Source organism: Vibrio sp. TRT 17S01 (genome assembly GCF_050113695.1).
Classification (GTDB): domain Bacteria; phylum Pseudomonadota; class Gammaproteobacteria; order Enterobacterales; family Vibrionaceae; genus Vibrio.
The window spans coordinates 593,971-612,099 of the sequence record NZ_JBNJOG010000001.1; the positions used below are offsets into that span (position 1 = coordinate 593,971).

Sequence of the window (18,129 nt, forward strand, 5' to 3'; positions counted from 1 at the left end):
TGAAGGGCGTTTTTCTTATAAGGTTTAAGCTTAGTCAATACGTTCTTTGAGTGACTCATTTATAGCGTTGTAATATTCTTTGAAGTTCTTTTTCTGGAAATGAAATACTTTATCTGGAGAGCTTTTATATGGGATTACAAACGTAACTTTATTGCCCTTGTATCTATAAAACTGATTCAAGATATATTCGCTGCCTTCTTTGCTAACCGGGTAGGCGTTTAAATATCGATTTTTATAGCAGATACTTCTAAAAAGGATATCTCGGTTATTTACTTGAAACGTTTTGTCTAGGTAAAAATTTTCCGATTTGTCTTTGCAGTATTCACTAGATGTAACAAGTCTAAACTCTATGAAAGGGTCCGCGCTTTCGCCTGTCTGGATTTTTTGCATTCTCCCTTGAAAGCTACTGTTTTCACTTAGCACCCAATATTTTTGGTAATTTTTGGCGTCGCGATACCAGCTATTATCCTCAATTTGCGCTCCAGTAACATTGTACGAGAGTGTTATGGCTAACATGCTAACAAGTGTCAGTTTATTCATAAAAAGAAGCTCCGATCTAGTTCTTTGGTTTATATATTACTGATTTTTTATACAGGTGTAGTTAGTTGCAATCAATTTTATATTAGTGAATTAGATTACATATAGGGCATATCTAGTGGGTGAGTGTTGACAATCACCCCTAAATGGAGCAATATTTCCACGATGCAAAACCTCGCCCACTCGGCGGGGTTTTCTTTTATCTGTGATTTTATTTGTGAAGGCACCCCTTTCTTAGTTGAAAGCTGGGTGCTTTTTTGTGGGCGCTATCTATGTCAAATCCATGCGGTGAAAAACATATTCCAGTACAACAGGACTCAAACCAAACAAAGATTTTGGTCACTGTTGCTTCGGCAGTTATCGCTGCACTCTTACTTTGGATTGGTGGCACTGTGAGCAGTAATCAAGTCTCTCTTGCTATGCTTCAAGCCGATATGCTCAACCTTAGGGTAGATATCCAAGAGGCCGCAGAAAGAAGTGATGCATTCCGAAAGGAATATAACGCTGACAAGCGAGAAATAGATCAGCGCCTAAGAGCTTTGGAGAGAAAGTAATGCCTCAATTCTATTTAGGCAAACGAAGCCTTACTCGTTTACATAAGTTAAAACCCGAAATGGCAGCATGCGTCGCTCTTGCTATTACGTTTCTTGAAGAGGTTGATATCTCTGTGAGTGAAACGGTGCGCACGACTGAGCGTCAGCGTCAGCTTTACTATGGCAAGCCGAAGAAAACTTGGACTCTTAATAGTAAGCATCTAATTCAAAGTGATGGTTTTTGCCATGCAGTCGATCTGGTCCCTTTGCTTAATGGTGAATTGGCATGGGATAAGTGCCAGTTAGTTGCAGATGCCATGTTTAAAGCGGCAAAAATCATCGGTATTCGTATCCGTTGGGGTGGTGACTGGAATCAAAACGGCTCCAGCAAAGATGAACATCAAAGGGGCAGTTATGACGGGCCTCATTTTGAATACTTAGGAATCTTGTAACGGCAGCCAATTGGCTGCTTTTTTAATGGAGAATGCCAATGAAGCTAATGATTGCTTTGGTATTGGCGCTGTTCTCTGGCTTAGCCATTGCGAGTATCGGCAGTCCTGATGCATCAGCATTTGATGCGTTGATTGCTTTGCTTGGTGATGATGGAAAAGTCATTGCAGCGTATATCTGCGTAGTTGGATACGGTTGGGCGATACTTCGCCAGTTCATTAAGCCAGAACGACTGAGTTGGTTGCCCGAATGGGTTATTGATTTACTCGAACTGGCCGCAACGAACAAAGGCTATGCTCAAAACATTGATTTCAACGACCCGAAATTTCACAAACGGTTGAAACCAAAATGAGCGGTTTAATAGCAGTGTTGAAGTCTCTTCCGTTAGTAAGTCGTTTGGTTCTTAAAGCCAGCGATATGTGGGAAAGACATCAACGAGCAAAGCAACTGCAACAACAGGAGCAAAAGTACAATGCGATTAAGCAAGATGCTAAAGCTAAGCATACTGAGCGCTTCGGTGCTAGTTCTGGGCGGGTGCGCATTGACGTCGAATCCAATTCCGACGGTGATGTGTAAACCTGTACCGCCTGAGCTTGAATGGTATGAGGCTGAAGGGGGTGTTTATTATCCCGATCGCTCTGTGACTAATCTGATGCTTTATATCGAGCAGTTGAATGACTGTATTGACTATCACCAGATTAATCCCGGCTAGCCACTTCCTATACTGACTTTCTTATTTTTCTACCACCGCCAAGAGCAAAAAAGTGCGTTTATATATGGTGTCGTCGAGCACCATGAGACTTCGGTCATTGGTATTTGTGCTTACGGCGGTGACCCTTTCCGAGTTGCTTATGCTTATTCAGCCTGTTCTCTCTCGTGTTATTACTGGCGTTCTTGATGGTGTGCTGTCGCCATCTACTGAAAAAACATGGTATGCCCGATTAGACGGCATAGCACAGTATTGGCAGCTAAGTGAAACTATTGAGTTAAGCGGTGATTTTGAAGTTGAGATTAATGTCATCGGGTTTAGTACAGGGTACTTGTTTGGTGATTCCAACCCTAATTACGATCCTTTGACGACGCGTGTTGCTTCTTTCAATGGACTTCAGTATGGATGGCTTGGAAATCCAGTAAGTTCTTCTGATCCATTTAAACTACCGTCTGCTCCGGTTTGGTATAAGCGTGTCAACGGGGTTATTTCCTCAAATACTGCAACCAGTACACGAGATGGCACCGAAGTGCTTAGTTTTGACCGTGTAGCTGGCCCTTATGGTGGCACTACTTCTATCCCGATGGGCGATGGTTTGATGTGGGGGTTGAAAGTTTGGACTGGTGGTGACAGAGAAGCGGGTAACTTGATCGTTGATTTACCGCTAACCAATAAGGCGGAAGGTGCTGTTCAAAGTGCTATTCAACCAATTGGTATGACGGCCACACTTCTTAATTACACAGAAGCCGTGTGGGAGGAGCAGTAATGTTGCATCAGGTTTATGCGTATATAGAAAGTAGTCAATGGCAAGCGTATGCGTCTGAGCGGTATCCAGATGCCCTGCATGTTGGCAATTATAAGTTGGTTGTTTTTACCAATGAAGAAGAACCCTCATTTGTCGAATTGGCGAAAAAGCATGGGCTAGAAGTAAAGCGCTTGACCGTAAACAAGACGATTGAGGCGATGCTTGCGAATAAAGCAGGGGCTTACATTTGCACCAAGCTAAAGGCAAAGAGCGTGAAGAAGCACTTTGACCAATTGTTAGGTGAAGACGTTTAAAAGGTGTTGGCATGAAGCAACATGATCATGAAAAGCCATTTGTACATAAAGGTGGCAATGTTCAAATAGAAATTTCTGGTACTGGTAGTGCGCAACTTCAAGTCGCTACGGGTGCTGACAGTCAAACTTGGTTAAATTGTGGTGCGGCACTTTCTTCTGGTGTTTACGCCGATTTATTTAAACCCGGTGAATATCGTTTTCAAATTAACAACGCTACCGTTGTTACACGATAACCCCTATTTCCTATCGCGTTGGTGCCTCGCTGTCTGAGCGTGTTAGCTACGACCATGAACAGTTTAATGCTGTTACTCCTTACGTGTGAGCGCGGGCTCAGAATCAAAAAGGCACAAGCTAAGGGCGAAATCCCCTCATTAATGGCAACGTCAGCCTAAGGCGAGCAAGGGCGTGACCACTCGGAGAGTCGGGAATAACGATTTACGTTTATCAGGGGTCATTATGAATAATGAGAAGCGCCTCTGGAACCTAACGGAGCTAGAGGCTTTTGGCTATCACCGTTCAACAATCCGAAAAAAACTAAAAGCGGCGGGTATAGAGCCCGTTGCCTATAAAGGGCAAACGCCCCTTTATGACATTGTTCAAGTTATTCCTTATTTAGTTCAAGCGCCACGAAAAGAGTCTGATGCCCCCGATCTGATGGGGTTTAAAACGGCAGCTGAATTTAGAGCTTATATCCAAGCTCAAGCTGAGAAACTCAAGTTTATGAAAGACACCGAAGAAGTGGTGGATGTTGCTGATTATGAAGGTGAACTAGGCCGTTGTATCGCAGCGATTAAGAGTTTTAAGAATACTGCAATCGTTCGTGTTGAAACGGCTATCGCTAACATTACGCCTCAGCAATTAGAAGATTTGGAAAGGCTGTTTAATTTTGATTTAGAGGCAGTAGCAAATGAGTTTGAACAAGTTTGATGACTGCTTAGGCGTGAAGTTTGCTGATGCTGCGGCGATTCGCAGAAAATTGGCGCACTTGTGTCGCCCAGAAACCAAAACGCCTGTTGAAGCGGCTGATGATGGTTTGTGGATCTCTGACGGAACGGACGTTACCAAGTTTCTCTCTAGCCAAGTTCCTTATATGCGAGAGCCACTCAATACACTTGCTCGCAGAATTTATGAAGCGCTTGGGTTAATGGGGCCTGCGCGAAGCGGAAAAACAAAAGGTTTAGTGGAAGGCTGGATAAACTACACAGTGACACAAGCCCCCGGTGACATGTTGCTGATTTATTCCACTAAAAAGAAAGCAGAGAGCATGTCGAAGAAAGATTTGGCTCGATGTTTTTCTGCAACAGAAGGGATCGCTAAGTTAAGAACAGGACGAAAGTCAGACGACACCCTTACTTATAAACATTTTTTAAATGGAATGAATCTAAATTTGGATTCAGCCACTGAAACCAGCTTATCCGCTGAAACTTATCGTTACGCGGCTTGCTCGGACTATGATCGTGATGATGATGGCGTGGGGCAGGAGGGGGACAAGTTCTCTCTGATGCTAAAGCGTGTGCAAAATGCTAAGTCGTCAGGAATGGCAATGGCTGAAAGTTCTCCGGGGCGTTTGGTTCGCAATCCTGTACCTGAGGAACAACTTGGCCCACATGAGGCACAACCTTGTGGAGGCATTGCGGAAATCTACAATCAAGGGGATCGTCGTTGTTTTTATTGGTGGTGTGATGATTGTGAACACTGGTTTATGCCAGTGTTTGAAACCCTGCATTGGGATGATTCGCTCGGTAACGACATTGAAATTGCCAAAACGGCGCACGTGAAGTGTCCACGCTGTACACATGTTGTTAGCGAAGAGCAGAAACAAGAGAAAAATTTACAAGGGCAATGGTTCCGGGAAGGGGCAATTGACCAGTATGGTGAAGAAGTCACCGACGAAAGCAAGATCAGACAATCCAAGTGGGCAACGTTTTGGTTTGAGGGCGTTGTCGCTACGTATCAAAGCTGGGAGAGCCTTGTTATTCGTTATCTTGCTGCGCAGCGGCAGTTTGAAACAACGGGTGATGAAAACAAGTTGATGTCTTTTTACAACGTTGATGTGGGCCGTCCGTATATTCTTCAAACTGAAAGCAATGATATTGGCGCTCATGAACTGATGGAAAAGGCTGTAGATTACCCGCGCGCTTTTATTCCAGAGGGTGGTCGATTCTTGATTATGAGTATCGATGTACAAGGCGGCAAAAAGAACGCGCGTTTCGTTGTGCAAGCTAAGGTTTATGGCGAAGGGTTACAACGTTGGGTTATCGACCGTTTTGAAATTGTCACCAACCCAAACCGCAATAATGAGCGACTTAATCCCGCAGTATATGCGGAAGATTGGGAGTTGTTGACCGAACAAGTTATTAAAAAAACTTACCCACTTTCTGATGGTTCGGGTCGGGTTATGAAACCTGTTCTTACTGTTTGTGACTCAGGGGGAAGCTCTGGTGAAAAAGACGGAAAGAAAACCTCTGTTACCGATCAGGCATATCAGTTTTACAACAGCTTAAAACCAAAGAACCTTGCTCACTTATTTAGGGTGGTGAAAGGAGCGAGTAAAGACATTGATAAGCTGGTTAAAGAAACCTACCCAGATAAGCGCAGCAAACTGGCTCACGGTGAAGTGCCACTTTTACTGCTGCATACCAACCGGCTAAAAAATCGTGTTGCGGCCAGTTATTCCCGTTTAGAGTTTGGCTCTCGCTATTTTCATTTACCCAAGTGGGCGGATCGTGATTGGTACGAAGAGCTTACTGCCGAGTTTATTAATGATAAAGGCAATTGGGAATGTCCCGCCAACACTTCTAATGAAACGTTAGATCTCTGCTCGTATGCTGAAGCGGGGATGCACTACTTAGGTGGTGACAACATTGATTGGTCTAAACCTCCTCATTGGGCTGCAGAGTGGCAACTAAATAGTAATGTCGTTGATGCTGATGTTAAGCCCGAGTTTGAGCGTAAACCTAAGCGTCGTTACAACCATTCAAAAGGCATTTTCGGATGACAATAATACCTACAAACCGAGAGCGTTTAGCTTGGTACATCGAAGCTGAACGCAAAATTTTAATGCAGCAAGAAGTAACAACGGCTGAAGGTGAAAAGCTAACTCTCGCGAGCTTAGCTACAGTCCGGAAAGAGATTGAGCGTTTGCAAAATCTGATCGCAAACGAAAAACGCAGTGTAGTGCGGAGGGTTTACCTTGAATAGCTCTTTTAATTTTGTAGATCGCGTAGTGGCGGTGTTTAGTCCAGAAAATGGATTAAAACGGCTTTATGATCGCAGTTTACTAAACCGTTATCGAGCAGCTCTTCCTGCTGACCCTAAAACGAAGCAACGACGTAGTTTCTCCAAAGGCAATGCCAACCAAATTAATAAAGGCGCGAAAGCCATTGCAGAACGAGCGAGAGATGGAGACGAAAACAATCCGTTTGTTACTGCGATTCTCGATGAGTTATGTGCCAATGTTGTTGGACCCAACGGCATTATGGTTGAGCCTCAGCCGCTCGATCGTGATGGCAATGTGCATATTGATTTTGCACAAGAGATTTCTCGTTGGCATGAGCAGCATTCGCTCAACCAGAACATTGATGCAGAAACGTCTAGAAGTGAGACTGAATGGTTGGCGTGTCGAACATGGTTGCGAGATGGTGAGGTGTTTGGGCGTATGTATTTGGGCAAGCATGCTCAGATTGAATATCCAAGCAGCACTCCCTTTGCTATCCAACCGTTCGAACCTGACTATATTCCCCGCCATATTACGGAGGAAGAAGGTGGAATAATTGAAGGGATTAAGCGTAATCAACTAGGGCAGGCGGTTAGCTACTTAATTCAGCGCAACTCAAAGGGTTTTGAATTTGTAGAGGTGAGTGCAGGGTTTATGTGCCACCTTAAGTTTACACGCAGATTGCATCAGAACCGTGGTATTTCACTTTTACATTCGGCACTGGATCTTATTGGTCGGTTAGAAAGCTATGACCATTCAGAAATGGTTAGTGCTGAGATTGCTTCTCGCTTTGCTTACTTTGTTAAACGTGATGTAAGCACTCCTGAATCGGATTTTGAAAGGAGCGACGATATCTTTCTTGGTATGGGTAACTCATTCGAACTTGGACGAGGCGAAGATGCTGGGATTGTTGAATCAAACCGCAAGGAAGCAATGAGCTCCCCTTTTCGTAGTAGCCAACAAAGGCTCATTAGCGGAGCAGCTGGAGTAAATAACTCTTCTGCAACTCGTGATTACGATGGTGGTAGCTATGCCTCAAAGCGCCAAGAGCTGGTCGATTCATTTGGGCGTTATCGTGTTCTGCAACGTAAGTTTGTACTCAATTGGACCCGTCCTCAGTATCGACAAGCATTAACGATGGCGATTCTGAATGGTGAGTTGCGCATTCCGACCGATGTTGATCCAATTAGTGTTCTCAATGCGATTTACCAAGCACCAGTTATGCCATGGATTGACCCCGCGAAGGAAATGGTCGGTATTGAAAAAGGAACCCGTCTAGGTCTTGTTTCACTCAGCCACTCTCAGCGAGAGCGCAATATCAACCCACTAACTACACGCAAGGAAATTAAGGCAGAACGCGAACAGATGAATGCTGACGGTATTGTTAGTACCTCTGATCCTGCACACAACCTTGTAGAAAAAATTCAAACCAACGCCAAAGGTGAGGGAACCTTCAATGCCTAAACAAGCGGCTGCGCCAACTAAGAGTTGGTATACATTAAAAAATGATGCTTCTGACAAACCTGCTCAGCTTTATATTCACGGTGAAATTGGCGGGTGGGACATCTATGCCATTGATGTGGTGAAAGCGCTCCAGCAAATTGGTGACAAAGATTTGGTAATGCGAGTCCAAAGCTATGGTGGAAGTGTTTATGAAGGCTTGGCAATGTACAACGCAATTAAGGCTCACAAGGGTAAAACAATAGGCGTTGTTGATGGTCTAGCTGCATCAATTGCAACGTACATGCTTATGGCATGTGACGAAATTCATATGCCGGAAAACTCAACGTTCATGATTCACAACCCTAGCATTGGCGCATGGGGTGAAGAAGATGAGATTGAGAGCGCATTAACTCAGGTTAAAAATGCGAAAGTTACCGTTTCCAATGCCTATGTCGAGAGAAGCGGAAAGCCTATAGAGGATGTTCTCTCTGCGATGGCTCAAGAAACTTGGTTCACCGCGCAGGAAGCATTTGAATGGGGTTTGATTGACAAGGTGATTGACCCTGTCGATCTGACTAACTGTTTCAACGAAAAAGACGCTTCTGAAATAGCCAAATTTAAAAATGCGCCTGAATCTCTTTTAAATTGCATCACGCTTGGTAAGCCAGAGAGTAGCACCGAGCCTGATCTTTCAAACCAAACGGCACCTGCCGATAACTCTCAACCAGAATCGAATCCATCTGAACAGGTAAGCGACATGCCGAAACCAAATGAACTTATGAATGCCGTAAAGGCAGAGAACCAACGTCAACAAGCTATTCGTAAATTGTGCAATAAGCATGGTGTCAACGATAAGCTCATGAATGCCATGCTAGAAGACATGGAATGCACGGTTGAAATGGCTTCCTCTCGTATTCTTAACAATATGAATAACGACCGGGAGAACCTACAGAATCTCTGCAATACGCTCAACCTTAGTGAAGAGCAAACAAATCAAGTACTCAGTGACCCGAATTTCACTATGGAAAATGCATCGCAAAGCTTGATGAATATTCTTGGTCAGCAAAGTGCTGATGGTGGGACAAACGGTATTACTCCAACTCATGTCCGAGTTGGTAATGGCGACCACGTAAAAGACGAACTGCAGAACGCATTGAATGCACGTGCAGGCGTGGCAAAGCTGGAAAAAGATAACAGCTTTGGTCATGAGTCGCTGCTCAATATGGCGCGTGCATCACTGGGTGTTAACGTTGGTTCTGCAATGACTAAGAACGAACTGGTTAACCGTGCGTTTAATTCCGGTGATTTTGGCGACATTATCACGGAAGGCATCCGCACCGTAATGCGTGATGAAACCAAGGTACGAGCACCGTTATGGAAAGAGCTGGCAAACACTGAAAACCTGAGCGATTTTCGCGAAACTGAATTGGTGATGGTGAATGACTCGCCTGATCTAATGGCGATTGGTGAAGATGGTGAATACAAAGCTGCCATGCTCAAAGGTAGTGGTGAGCGTATTCAGCTCGCAACTTTTGGTCGTGCAATTCAGTTTACACGTCAGGCGATCATCAATGATGAAATTGGCCTGATTGCTAAAGTGCCGCGTAAGTTCATGCAAGCAGGTTATCGCCTATCTGATAAGTTGATGTTTAACGCAATTCTCAGCGGGAAAATGGGCGACGGTAAAGATGTTTTCTTACCACCTCCAAGTGCAGGTAAATGGGGCAACTTAAAAGAAGGTATCGCCAAAGGTGATTATCAGGCATTAATTATGGCCCTACATAAAGTCTTTGCTACAGCAACCTCTGTTCCTTTTGACGGTTCAAAAGATGGTGGTGGTGATGCACTAGACTTGCGTGGTGAATTCCTGATCGCAAACCCAGATCATGCATCCATGTTAGAAGCCGTGTTGAATACAGCCAGCAAACCAGACAGCTTTAACCCAGCATATAAGAAGTTTAACAAAGTGATTGAGACCGCTCGTGTTGCTGGTATTAACGGTGCGATTGGTTTGACTACGAAAGACTTCGATACTGTGGTGATGGGTTTCCTTGACGGTCAACAAGACCCGTGGTTGGAAACGGGTGACGGCTGGACAAGTGATGGTGCGAAGTTCCGCATTACTTATGACATTACGTCTAAGGTGCTGGATCGCCGCGGTATTGCGGCGGCGACATTCGCTTAAACTTAAATTCACTTTACTTATGACATAAAGGAGGGCTTCGGCTCTCCTTTGTTGTATCCATTCGTTTCAGAGAGACATTCTTATGCAGACTGCACCAGGTAAAAAAATTGCAGTAGTCGCACCTGCGGCTGGTTTTAAAAAAGACGTGCCGATTTTGGTCGGTGCTTTAGTGGTTATTCCAAGCTTTAATGCTACCGCTGGTCACATGGTCACTTGTACGCATGCAGGCTTTTATGATGGCCCAATTAAAGAAGGGGATGCCCCGTCGTTTGCTTGTGAGCCCGCGTACTTAGAAGGCGAAGTGTTTACCAAAACTAAACCAACGACAGCGGGAGAGGTTGCTCAACCCGTAGGTGTTTTTGTCGATGGTGGCGTTCTTTTAACGGGTGAGGTTATCACTGAACTTGTTGCTGGCGCTTAATATGAGCAGCCTTTTTGATTCTGCCCGGAGTTTGCTCCGGGCGTCTATCGCGGATTGCTTTGGTAGTACCCATATCGTGACTACGCCGGAAGGCGATCGGCGAGAGATTATTGGTTATATTCGCACAAGTGCGCAAGGCAATCATATTGTTCATCGTCTCATTTCAAGTGACGTTTTACCTGAAAGTTGTTTATTGGATTACCAAGGGAAACGATATCTGCTTGTGTATGAAGAGCCATTGAGAGATGCAGGCTCCGACAGTCAAATCGCACTTGAGTACACCATGGCGCAACAAACGTCAGGGGGTAATGATGGTTGGTCAGAATATCCTAAGTAATAAGGCCATTATTGATGGTGATTTCCTTGAGAAATACAGTGCGTTAGGTAAAGACTTTCCGAAGTTGGTTAATCGGGCGGTATCGCGAACCAGTCAATGGCTAAGGGGCATCTCGATGGCTGAGCTCGGTTATGAACTAAAAATCGATGGTAAGGCTTTAAGAAGTCGCTTTCGGTCATACAAGAACGGCAGGATGTCGAAGTTGTGGATTGGTGTTAATGAGATCGGTGTGCATCGATTAGGTAAGCCTATTCAACGAAAAGAGGGTGTCGAAGTAGGCGATAACTTTTACGAAGGTGCCTTTATTTCTCCTATGGAAAGCGATGAGTTGCTGGTTTTTCGGCGAACGGGGAAAGGTCGTTCGGTGGAGCTGGTTACGGAGAATATTTCTGAAGATACTGAGGCGATCATAAACAACTATTTGCCTGATATTAATCGTAAATTTGAGGAGTTTTTTGTCCGTGAATTCCGAGCTTTATATACGCAACCCTAGCGAGTGGGTGCTTTATGTATGTGGCAGATTGCAGGACCGGCTAAATCTTACTATTGACTCGGTTTACAAACGATCTGCTACTGAACTTACTCAAACAATCATCAGCTATCAAGCTGGAGAGCTTGAAGAGCTTACCGCATATGCGAACGACGGACGCAATCAACATGAAGTGGAACTGCGTTTTTTAGTCGAGGTGCCAACGTCAGTCGAGAATTTTGATTTGGAAGCGTTGGATGCGGCGTCACGCATTGAGCGCGAGATTAACCGAATGAACCTTGAAGGGGACCATCGAAGTGAACCCGCGGTTGTTGTTGCCAATATGCCAAGTAAGTTTTCTCATGAGCTTGGCGTGTTTGCTCGGACTGTTACGGTGAAGCAAAAGTTTTATATGGGCTCCGTTGAAGAGGAGCTGTTAGAGCTAGGTGGTACGGAGCTAACTTATGGAGATTCTACGCAGAGTTCGTGAGCTTGAGCTGGCAGTTGTTGGGTTAAAAGAAGAGTTAGCGGAAGCAAACCGCCGACTCGCAAACATTATTCGTTTAGGGACGGTGACTGCGGCAGGCGATACTACTGTGGATATCCGCACAGGGAAAAACAACCCAAAACAGATTCCATTTTTTGTTCATGCAGCCGGAAAGGTTCGTCATTATCGCCGTCCTACTGTGGGGGAACAGTGCGTTCTAATTAACCTTGGCAGTGGTGACAACCTTAGTAATGGTGTTGCTTTGATGGGATTGTGCTCTAACTCATTTGCTCCTCCTACCATTGAGGCTAATCAGGTGATGACTGATTACGGGAATGGAATGACTGAGCTTTACGACCTTGAAGCAGGATCTCTTGTTTGCACTTATCCCGGTGGGATGGAGTTAAATGCCGACCTTACCCATAACGGGAATCAGGAACATACGGGCAATACTAATCGCACTGGAGATACTGTCTCAACGGGGGATATTACCAGCACGGGCATGTTTAACCATCAGGGTGGTTTCGCTATCTCTGCGGGTGCAAGTGGAGGTCCAGCAACGTTTGCTGGTTCTATGGCCGTTACTGGCGGTGACATCAATGTGGACGGTTACAGTGTGAAGCTTCATCACCACGTTGATGATGAAGGGCGACCAACGAGTGAGGCCAAAAAATGATAAGTGTTGACCCTGATACGGGGCGAACAGTCTATGGATTGGCTGCGTTGGCCTGCCGATTTAAACGAATTCTTACTACTCAGGTTTCTAGCCGCGTTAAGCGCCGTGAATTCGGCAATAGGGCGGTGGAGCGGATCGGTAAGAACCAATCTCCTTCGGAAGCGATGGTTATCCAAAACCTGTCTATTGAAGCGCTGACAAACCCAGCGTGTGGGGCGACGGATTATGTTGTTACACAATGTCAGGCGATAGCCGGTGATACTGGTTTTTTGATTAAGGTATCGGGGGATTGGCAAGGAAAACCATTTGAAACGAGTGTTAAGTTATGAATGCATTACCTTCGGTTTTTCAAATTCCTGATTATGAAAAAACACTGGCTGACTATATTAACTATGCCGTTGAATACTGTGCAAAAGGGGATGCTCAAAAGGCGATACAACTGCGTGAAACACTGGAAAATGATGGTGAGTTGTTAGCACAAGTTACTCAAGCTTTGATACTGAAATACATCGCGGATATCCGTAAACAAAGCCATGCTTCGTTACAGATGTTCAGAAAGTATGTGTCTGAAACGGAGATGGTTGATTTGTTGGCGCTGCAGTATCGCTTAAAGCGGCAGACGCTGGAACCTGAGGATACGTCTGTTTACCCTCCCATTCCGGCTGTGATGGAATCGAATGAAGATCTACTTCGTCGCTTCGACCTAGCCCCCTACCAGTTTCATACAACCGGGACGCGTCTTGGTTATAAGTTTCATGCGCTTACGCTTGATGAGCGACCAAAAATCACGGTCGAGCAGGAAGATAACGTTGTTATTATGCGGTATGAATTTCCGACAGAGACAATCAGTAATCCTGTTAAAGATGCCGAACCTCGAATGGTTGAGCCGAACTCTGGCAAAGTGACAACGGCGATTTTAAGCCGTGAGTCTGAAAATGGTATACCTAGTGCGGCACTTTTAACGCGTGTTAAAGCCTACCTTGAGCGTGATGACATTGCACAAGAGTCGGACGAGATTTCGACAAAAGCAGCGACATTAAAAGAATATGAAGTTCATGTGGTTGTTTATACTGGTGGCGACCCGAACCATCACATTACTCAAGCCACTGCGGAACAGTCTGGATGGGATTTTGCGAAAAAAATGCATCGCTTGGAATCGACGATTGACCGAGAAGAAGTGGCACATATCTTCTATCAATTAGGCGCGAAGCGAGCAAAGGTATTAAAGCCAGTTGCAGACGTAGAATGCGCTTGGGATGAAGCGCCATATTGTACGGGGGTGACGATTGAAATCCGATCCGAATGAATTCATTAGCGTGCAGCCAGAAAGCCGAACGCTTATTGAAGAGTCTTTGGAATATGGTTGGCATCGTGTGTTTGACGATCTCCCTAATCCTTTTCCTGATTTAAAGAACCCACAGAAAACCCCGGATGAGTTTGTAGCTTTATTGGCTGGCGAGCGAGCTGTGCTTGACTGGCAACCGGGAGATACCTCTAAACAGCAGCGCGATACGACAGACAATGCTTTTGGTATCCATAGTAAAGCGGGTACCCGGGGTGGGTTGAAAAGTGCGTTAGGCGCACTTGGATTTTCTTCTGAAATTCGCCGCGGTGCCAAACCGTACTCACTTGACGTGCAAGCTGAAGTTGAAAAGGGTGCATTGACTGTAGAGTTACAGCATCGACTGTCTCAACGTGTTACCAGTTACAAAAGTGAACGTGACAGCACTTCAATGGACCTAGTTCGATCTGCTGTGGTTGGCATTCGTGTTGGCTGCTTAGCCGAGACGGGAGTGATTAGTGATAGCAAGCCATTTATTTTTGAAGATCAAGAGCGAGTCGTTTCTACGCGTATTGGCGTAATGAGCGAAGTCTATATTTACAGTGATTCGAGAGCCGCAACATGACTCAATTGACTCCACAACAACTGAATGAGTTAGATACTCAAGGTTATATTACGCTGACGGGGATCGCTGCTGAAGCTGCGGCCAAGGCGCAAAAAACCAAGGTTGATATTACACATATGAAGATTGATGGCGGGTTGTTACCTAACGATCAATCACCTGTTAACGTTAATGCTATGGTCAGTGACTATGGTGCTGATGGTCTTTTCCCTTGTTCTGTGAAAGAAGACGCCAACAATCCCGGTGAATTTATTGTTCAGATTGATATTCCAGCGGACCACCATATCAATGGGCAGGGTTATCAAATTTGGGGTCTTGCTGCGATCACTGATAAGGGTGAAATATACGCTTACCGCAGGGTGGAAGGTGACTTTAAGAGCTACAAGCCGGGAGAGGCCAAAAGCTTTATATATCGTCTGCGTTTTCAAACGTCTAATGCAGATGTTATTAGTTACACAATCGACCCGTCGGTGGTGTTAGCTACTGATAGGGATTTGAATGAAGCTATTGAGGTTCATAAGAATGAGCCCAAGCCCCACTCTCAATATGCAGAACTTTCAATACTCATTGGTGTTCCACTGCCTTATTCCATTGTTGGAGCCCATCTTGATATGGCTTTTTTGTGTGATGGTAGTGACTATGCTGTCGCTGATTACCCCAAAATATGGAAAAAAATTCAGAATGCAGCCAACTTAGTTCCTCAGGACCAAATTGATGCGAAACCAGAAGAGAATGCTTGTAATTATGGCATTAGCGCGGATGGGCTGAGGTTTACAGTTCCTAATTATACGCTAATGCCACACATTGCAGTTGCGGGGCCATTTGGTGCCGCTGGTTCGACGGTGGTGGACCAAATGCAAAAGATTGATGGTATTTTTTCCAGTGTTACGAATTCAGCAATATTTGAAAGAGATAACTTCTTTTTAAATGGTGCCTTTTATGGGAAAGCTGGAGTGGAAGGTTATAGAAAGTTGGATTCACTTAGTAACATTGGTACAGGAACATATTATCGTAGTGTAGGATTTGACTCTTCATTAGTAGCACGTACAGGTGAGCATACGGAAGTCAACTCTTCATTTCTCAACTTCTACATCATCCATGGAGAGTCTGCATGAGTGAGTCATTAATGCTGTATGTTACTTCGCATGTTACTGGGGAGTTGCTAGGTACGCGCGATGCTACGAAAGACATAAAGCAACCATCACGTTTCGTTATTCCACCATATTGCGTGCCTCAAAGTCATCCTCAGGAGCAACTGCAGGAAAATGAATACTGGGCTTATTTGAACGCGAGCAATGAACCCGTTCGCCACTATTCAGATGGTAAATGGATTAAAAAGGTTCGCTACGTAAAAGTAACGGCCTACAATAAACAAACTCGCGAACCTAAAGAGTTTGCTGATAAATCTCTAGTGACCAGTGAGTGCACGTTGCTTAAACCAAAAACGCCGTGGGATGAATGGAGTGTTGACAGCTGGGTTACTAACCTAAGCGACAAATACATTGCTGAGTACAACCAAGTTGATGATACCCGCCGTTATCAATATGACTTAATCGTGCGGCCACTAATGGATGAAGCGCAAATTAAGCGGGTGAGCGGCACGATAGAGCATCTTTCTGAAGCCGATGAGCTTGAAAAGCAAGCGATAGCTGCGAGATTGAAGATCCAAACTGAAAACCCTTGGCCAACGCCTCCGACCGAATAACAAGCCTGCTTTCTAGCAGGTTTTTTTATACCCGTTAATACAACCAGCCGACCTTTGTGTCGGCTTTTTTAATTGGAGCTGACAAATGCCAGACACCAAGAGTAAGACGGAAGACAAGAAAAAGAATTACCCGATTCTGATTCCGTTTCGTTGGGAACACCGCTGGGTGCGCCCAGAAGAAAAAACCATTCCTCTTTTACCTTCTCAGGCAACCATGCTGCTGCTTAATGGCAAAGTCGGCCAACCTGAAGCTTTGGTAAAAACAACACAAACTAGTAAAGGAGATAAGTAATTATGACAACGCTTACTCCTATTCAAGATTTTGAGCTGAATGGTGTGGAAGTTAACACCATTGAGCCGTTGCCAAGTATGGGGCCCCTGGCACTGAATGTGGTTCATTTGACCGGAACAGCCAGTAATAAAAATGCCTCGATTGCTTATGACGAGCCTGTTCGTTTGTGGAACTACAGTCATGCCATGTTGATGCTGGATAGTGTCGGCGATCGTAGTGGTACGTTGCCTAATGTTGTGCGTTATTTGCTGGAATACGTGAAGTGTATTTTGTATGTCACGGTTGTAGCAGAAGACACAACGACGCCTGCGAACACAGAAACGAATGTGATTGGTGGCGTGGACTCGGCAACAGGCGCGCTGACGGGTTTGCAGACCATTAAAGCATGTCCTGAAACGCCAACTATTGTCGCGGCGCCGGGCTTTGGTTCCAAGGCGGTTGGTCAATCTCTTTCTTTAATTGGCCGCGATATTCGTTGTCGTCCCGTTTTGGATGGACCGAATACAAACGATATGGCTGCCGCTGAGTTTGCGGCGGAATTTGGCGCCGAAGGTACAGGGGAAGACAAGCTAAGTATTATCGACCCTTGGTTCCTTAAAAAGTATGACGGCGCACAGGTGCTTATGCCTGCATCGATTGCACTGGTTGCCGCTATGGCCGCAGTGGAAGGTTATGAGAGCCCGCAAAACTTGGGTGTGCTTTGCGATGAACCGAGCCGAACTGTCTCGTACAAAATTGGTGACAAGACAACGCAGGCCAACTTTTTAAATAAACATGGTGTTGTCACTATTGCTCGAACCCGAATGGGTGGCTATTCGATTATTGGTAACCGGACCAATACAGGTCGTTTTATTGCTCACGTTGGTTTGGAAGATTTGATGGCGCGTAAGCTTGAGGAAACAAGTCAGCCATTAATGGGTAAATTGCTAACGGAAGCGTTTATGACTCAGGTGGTCGATCGCTTAAACAACTGGGGGCAAAGTCTGGTTGCTGAGGGTGTGATTCCTGTTTTCAAAGCGTTTTTACACCCAAGCAAGAATAGCCTTGAAAACTACAACTCGGGCCGTTGGTTTTTGTGTGTGAATTATGGCCGTTATTCACCAAACGAACATATGGTTTATGAAATGAGCGTTGATAACGGCTTGATTGAATCATGGTTAGAGGAGGTCGTAAATGGCTGATCGTATCCGTTTGCGCTTATCGGCGCTGCTGGAAGGCTTGCCGTTAATGAATGAGATCAACGAGTTTAATGCTCCAGAAATCTCATACAAGATGGTGGGCACAGAAGGCTCTTTTGTGGAGACCGAAGATGCTGTTCGCCTGAATAAGCTGAGCTGGTCTATGAAGGTGAATGGCGATCACCTAAAAATTGCCCAGACGCTCGGGAAGTACATGACCAAGCCGGGGCAGCTCAACCTTCTAGAACAAGGCAAGACCACAGAAGGGGTTGCTTATAAAGAAGAGCATTCTCTTTATACCATTATTAACAGTGTGAAACCTGACGCCAAGAAGATGGGTGAAAAGCCCTCGGTAACGATTGAAGGTGTTTGTAAGGCTTACACCCTACGCGATACCGGAGTGGTTGTTCACGACATTAATTCAGAAACAGGCAAATGTGTGGTGTTTGGTACTGACCTGATGGGTGAAGCTGGGATTACCTAAGCTTAGTTTTTTCAATTTTAACGCGACTTCTCAACCTGCCTCT

At 45.1% G+C, this 18,129-nt stretch carries 26 protein-coding genes; 25 read left to right on the forward strand and 1 reads right to left on the reverse strand.

Features of this window, described 5'->3' with window-relative positions; translation table 11 throughout:
- Nucleotides 1-30: 30 nt before the first annotated feature.
- Nucleotides 31-540: a hypothetical protein gene (locus tag ACQEXS_RS02650; protein ID WP_427012720.1), complete on the reverse strand. Its 510-nt coding sequence runs from the start codon at nucleotides 538-540 to the stop codon at nucleotides 31-33.
- A 269-nt stretch (nucleotides 541-809) separates the two neighbouring features.
- Between ACQEXS_RS02650 and ACQEXS_RS02655 the strand changes: the two genes are divergently transcribed.
- The 25 genes from ACQEXS_RS02655 (at nucleotide 810) to ACQEXS_RS02775 (ending at nucleotide 18,086) form a co-directional block, all read left to right on the forward strand.
- Complete coding sequence (locus ACQEXS_RS02655; protein WP_427012721.1) at nucleotides 810-1,091, forward strand: hypothetical protein; 282 nt, start codon at nucleotides 810-812, stop codon at nucleotides 1,089-1,091.
- A complete protein-coding gene (locus tag ACQEXS_RS02660) occupies nucleotides 1,091-1,522 on the forward strand; it encodes a M15 family metallopeptidase (protein ID WP_427012722.1) in 432 nt (143 codons plus the stop codon). Before ACQEXS_RS02655 ends, ACQEXS_RS02660 begins: the two co-directional genes overlap by 1 nt.
- Nucleotides 1,523-1,560: 38 nt before the next feature.
- Nucleotides 1,561-1,872 (forward strand): hypothetical protein, encoded by a 312-nt coding sequence (locus tag ACQEXS_RS02665; RefSeq protein WP_427012723.1) that lies wholly within the window; start codon nucleotides 1,561-1,563, stop codon nucleotides 1,870-1,872.
- Nucleotides 1,869-2,096 (forward strand): hypothetical protein, encoded by a 228-nt coding sequence (locus ACQEXS_RS02670; protein WP_427012724.1) that lies wholly within the window; start codon nucleotides 1,869-1,871, stop codon nucleotides 2,094-2,096. Before ACQEXS_RS02665 ends, ACQEXS_RS02670 begins: the two co-directional genes overlap by 4 nt.
- 218 nt (nucleotides 2,097-2,314) lie before the next feature.
- A complete protein-coding gene (locus tag ACQEXS_RS02675; RefSeq protein WP_427012725.1) occupies nucleotides 2,315-2,995 on the forward strand; it encodes a hypothetical protein in 681 nt (226 codons plus the stop codon).
- Entirely contained in the window at nucleotides 2,995-3,288 is a 294-nt protein-coding gene (locus tag ACQEXS_RS02680) for a hypothetical protein (protein WP_427012726.1), read from the forward strand. The genes ACQEXS_RS02675 and ACQEXS_RS02680 overlap by 1 nt, the downstream gene beginning before the upstream one ends.
- A gap of 11 nt (nucleotides 3,289-3,299) precedes the next feature.
- Nucleotides 3,300-3,521 carry a hypothetical protein gene (locus ACQEXS_RS02685; RefSeq protein ID WP_427012727.1) on the forward strand — a complete coding sequence of 74 codons (222 nt, stop codon included), beginning with the start codon at nucleotides 3,300-3,302 and terminating at the stop codon, nucleotides 3,519-3,521.
- 223 nt (nucleotides 3,522-3,744) lie between these two features.
- Nucleotides 3,745-4,215 (forward strand): hypothetical protein, encoded by a 471-nt coding sequence (locus ACQEXS_RS02690; protein ID WP_427012728.1) that lies wholly within the window; start codon nucleotides 3,745-3,747, stop codon nucleotides 4,213-4,215.
- Nucleotides 4,196-6,286 (forward strand): terminase gpA endonuclease subunit, encoded by a 2,091-nt coding sequence (locus tag ACQEXS_RS02695; protein ID WP_427012729.1) that lies wholly within the window; start codon nucleotides 4,196-4,198, stop codon nucleotides 6,284-6,286. Before ACQEXS_RS02690 ends, ACQEXS_RS02695 begins: the two co-directional genes overlap by 20 nt.
- Nucleotides 6,283-6,489 carry a hypothetical protein gene (locus ACQEXS_RS02700; RefSeq protein WP_427012730.1) on the forward strand — a complete coding sequence of 69 codons (207 nt, stop codon included), beginning with the start codon at nucleotides 6,283-6,285 and terminating at the stop codon, nucleotides 6,487-6,489. The genes ACQEXS_RS02695 and ACQEXS_RS02700 overlap by 4 nt, the downstream gene beginning before the upstream one ends.
- Nucleotides 6,482-7,969 (forward strand): phage portal protein, encoded by a 1,488-nt coding sequence (locus ACQEXS_RS02705; protein WP_427012731.1) that lies wholly within the window; start codon nucleotides 6,482-6,484, stop codon nucleotides 7,967-7,969. Before ACQEXS_RS02700 ends, ACQEXS_RS02705 begins: the two co-directional genes overlap by 8 nt.
- Nucleotides 7,962-10,133 carry a head maturation protease, ClpP-related gene (locus tag ACQEXS_RS02710; protein WP_427012732.1) on the forward strand — a complete coding sequence of 724 codons (2,172 nt, stop codon included), beginning with the start codon at nucleotides 7,962-7,964 and terminating at the stop codon, nucleotides 10,131-10,133. The genes ACQEXS_RS02705 and ACQEXS_RS02710 overlap by 8 nt, the downstream gene beginning before the upstream one ends.
- Before the next feature lie 82 nt (nucleotides 10,134-10,215).
- The gene (locus ACQEXS_RS02715) at nucleotides 10,216-10,554 is read left to right on the forward strand and encodes a hypothetical protein (RefSeq protein WP_427012733.1); all 339 of its coding nucleotides are present in this window, start codon (nucleotides 10,216-10,218) and stop codon (nucleotides 10,552-10,554) included.
- Between the two features lies 1 nt (nucleotide 10,555).
- Nucleotides 10,556-10,891: a hypothetical protein gene (locus tag ACQEXS_RS02720; protein ID WP_427012734.1), complete on the forward strand. Its 336-nt coding sequence runs from the start codon at nucleotides 10,556-10,558 to the stop codon at nucleotides 10,889-10,891.
- Entirely contained in the window at nucleotides 10,866-11,384 is a 519-nt protein-coding gene (locus tag ACQEXS_RS02725) for a phage tail protein (protein ID WP_427012735.1), read from the forward strand. The genes ACQEXS_RS02720 and ACQEXS_RS02725 overlap by 26 nt, the downstream gene beginning before the upstream one ends.
- 28 nt (nucleotides 11,385-11,412) lie before the next feature.
- The gene (locus tag ACQEXS_RS02730; RefSeq protein ID WP_427012736.1) at nucleotides 11,413-11,850 is read left to right on the forward strand and encodes a hypothetical protein; all 438 of its coding nucleotides are present in this window, start codon (nucleotides 11,413-11,415) and stop codon (nucleotides 11,848-11,850) included.
- A complete protein-coding gene (locus ACQEXS_RS02735; RefSeq protein ID WP_427012737.1) occupies nucleotides 11,825-12,523 on the forward strand; it encodes a phage baseplate assembly protein V in 699 nt (232 codons plus the stop codon). Before ACQEXS_RS02730 ends, ACQEXS_RS02735 begins: the two co-directional genes overlap by 26 nt.
- Nucleotides 12,520-12,852, forward strand: a complete 333-nt coding sequence (locus ACQEXS_RS02740; RefSeq protein ID WP_427012738.1) for a phage baseplate protein — start codon at nucleotides 12,520-12,522, stop codon at nucleotides 12,850-12,852. Before ACQEXS_RS02735 ends, ACQEXS_RS02740 begins: the two co-directional genes overlap by 4 nt.
- Entirely contained in the window at nucleotides 12,849-13,829 is a 981-nt protein-coding gene (locus ACQEXS_RS02745; RefSeq protein WP_427012739.1) for a baseplate J/gp47 family protein, read from the forward strand. The genes ACQEXS_RS02740 and ACQEXS_RS02745 overlap by 4 nt, the downstream gene beginning before the upstream one ends.
- Nucleotides 13,810-14,430, forward strand: a complete 621-nt coding sequence (locus ACQEXS_RS02750) for a phage tail protein (RefSeq protein WP_427012740.1) — start codon at nucleotides 13,810-13,812, stop codon at nucleotides 14,428-14,430. The genes ACQEXS_RS02745 and ACQEXS_RS02750 overlap by 20 nt, the downstream gene beginning before the upstream one ends.
- Nucleotides 14,427-15,542 (forward strand): phage tail protein, encoded by a 1,116-nt coding sequence (locus tag ACQEXS_RS02755; protein ID WP_427012741.1) that lies wholly within the window; start codon nucleotides 14,427-14,429, stop codon nucleotides 15,540-15,542. Before ACQEXS_RS02750 ends, ACQEXS_RS02755 begins: the two co-directional genes overlap by 4 nt.
- Nucleotides 15,539-16,132, forward strand: a complete 594-nt coding sequence (locus tag ACQEXS_RS02760) for a hypothetical protein (RefSeq protein ID WP_427012742.1) — start codon at nucleotides 15,539-15,541, stop codon at nucleotides 16,130-16,132. The genes ACQEXS_RS02755 and ACQEXS_RS02760 overlap by 4 nt, the downstream gene beginning before the upstream one ends.
- Nucleotides 16,133-16,217: 85 nt before the next feature.
- Nucleotides 16,218-16,424 (forward strand): hypothetical protein, encoded by a 207-nt coding sequence (locus ACQEXS_RS02765; protein ID WP_427012743.1) that lies wholly within the window; start codon nucleotides 16,218-16,220, stop codon nucleotides 16,422-16,424.
- Nucleotides 16,425-16,426: 2 nt separating this feature from the next.
- Nucleotides 16,427-17,605, forward strand: coding sequence for a phage tail protein (locus tag ACQEXS_RS02770; RefSeq protein WP_427012744.1), 1,179 nt, complete (start codon nucleotides 16,427-16,429; stop codon nucleotides 17,603-17,605).
- The gene (locus tag ACQEXS_RS02775) at nucleotides 17,598-18,086 is read left to right on the forward strand and encodes a phage major tail tube protein (protein WP_427012745.1); all 489 of its coding nucleotides are present in this window, start codon (nucleotides 17,598-17,600) and stop codon (nucleotides 18,084-18,086) included. The genes ACQEXS_RS02770 and ACQEXS_RS02775 overlap by 8 nt, the downstream gene beginning before the upstream one ends.
- Nucleotides 18,087-18,129: the final 43 nt, after the last annotated feature.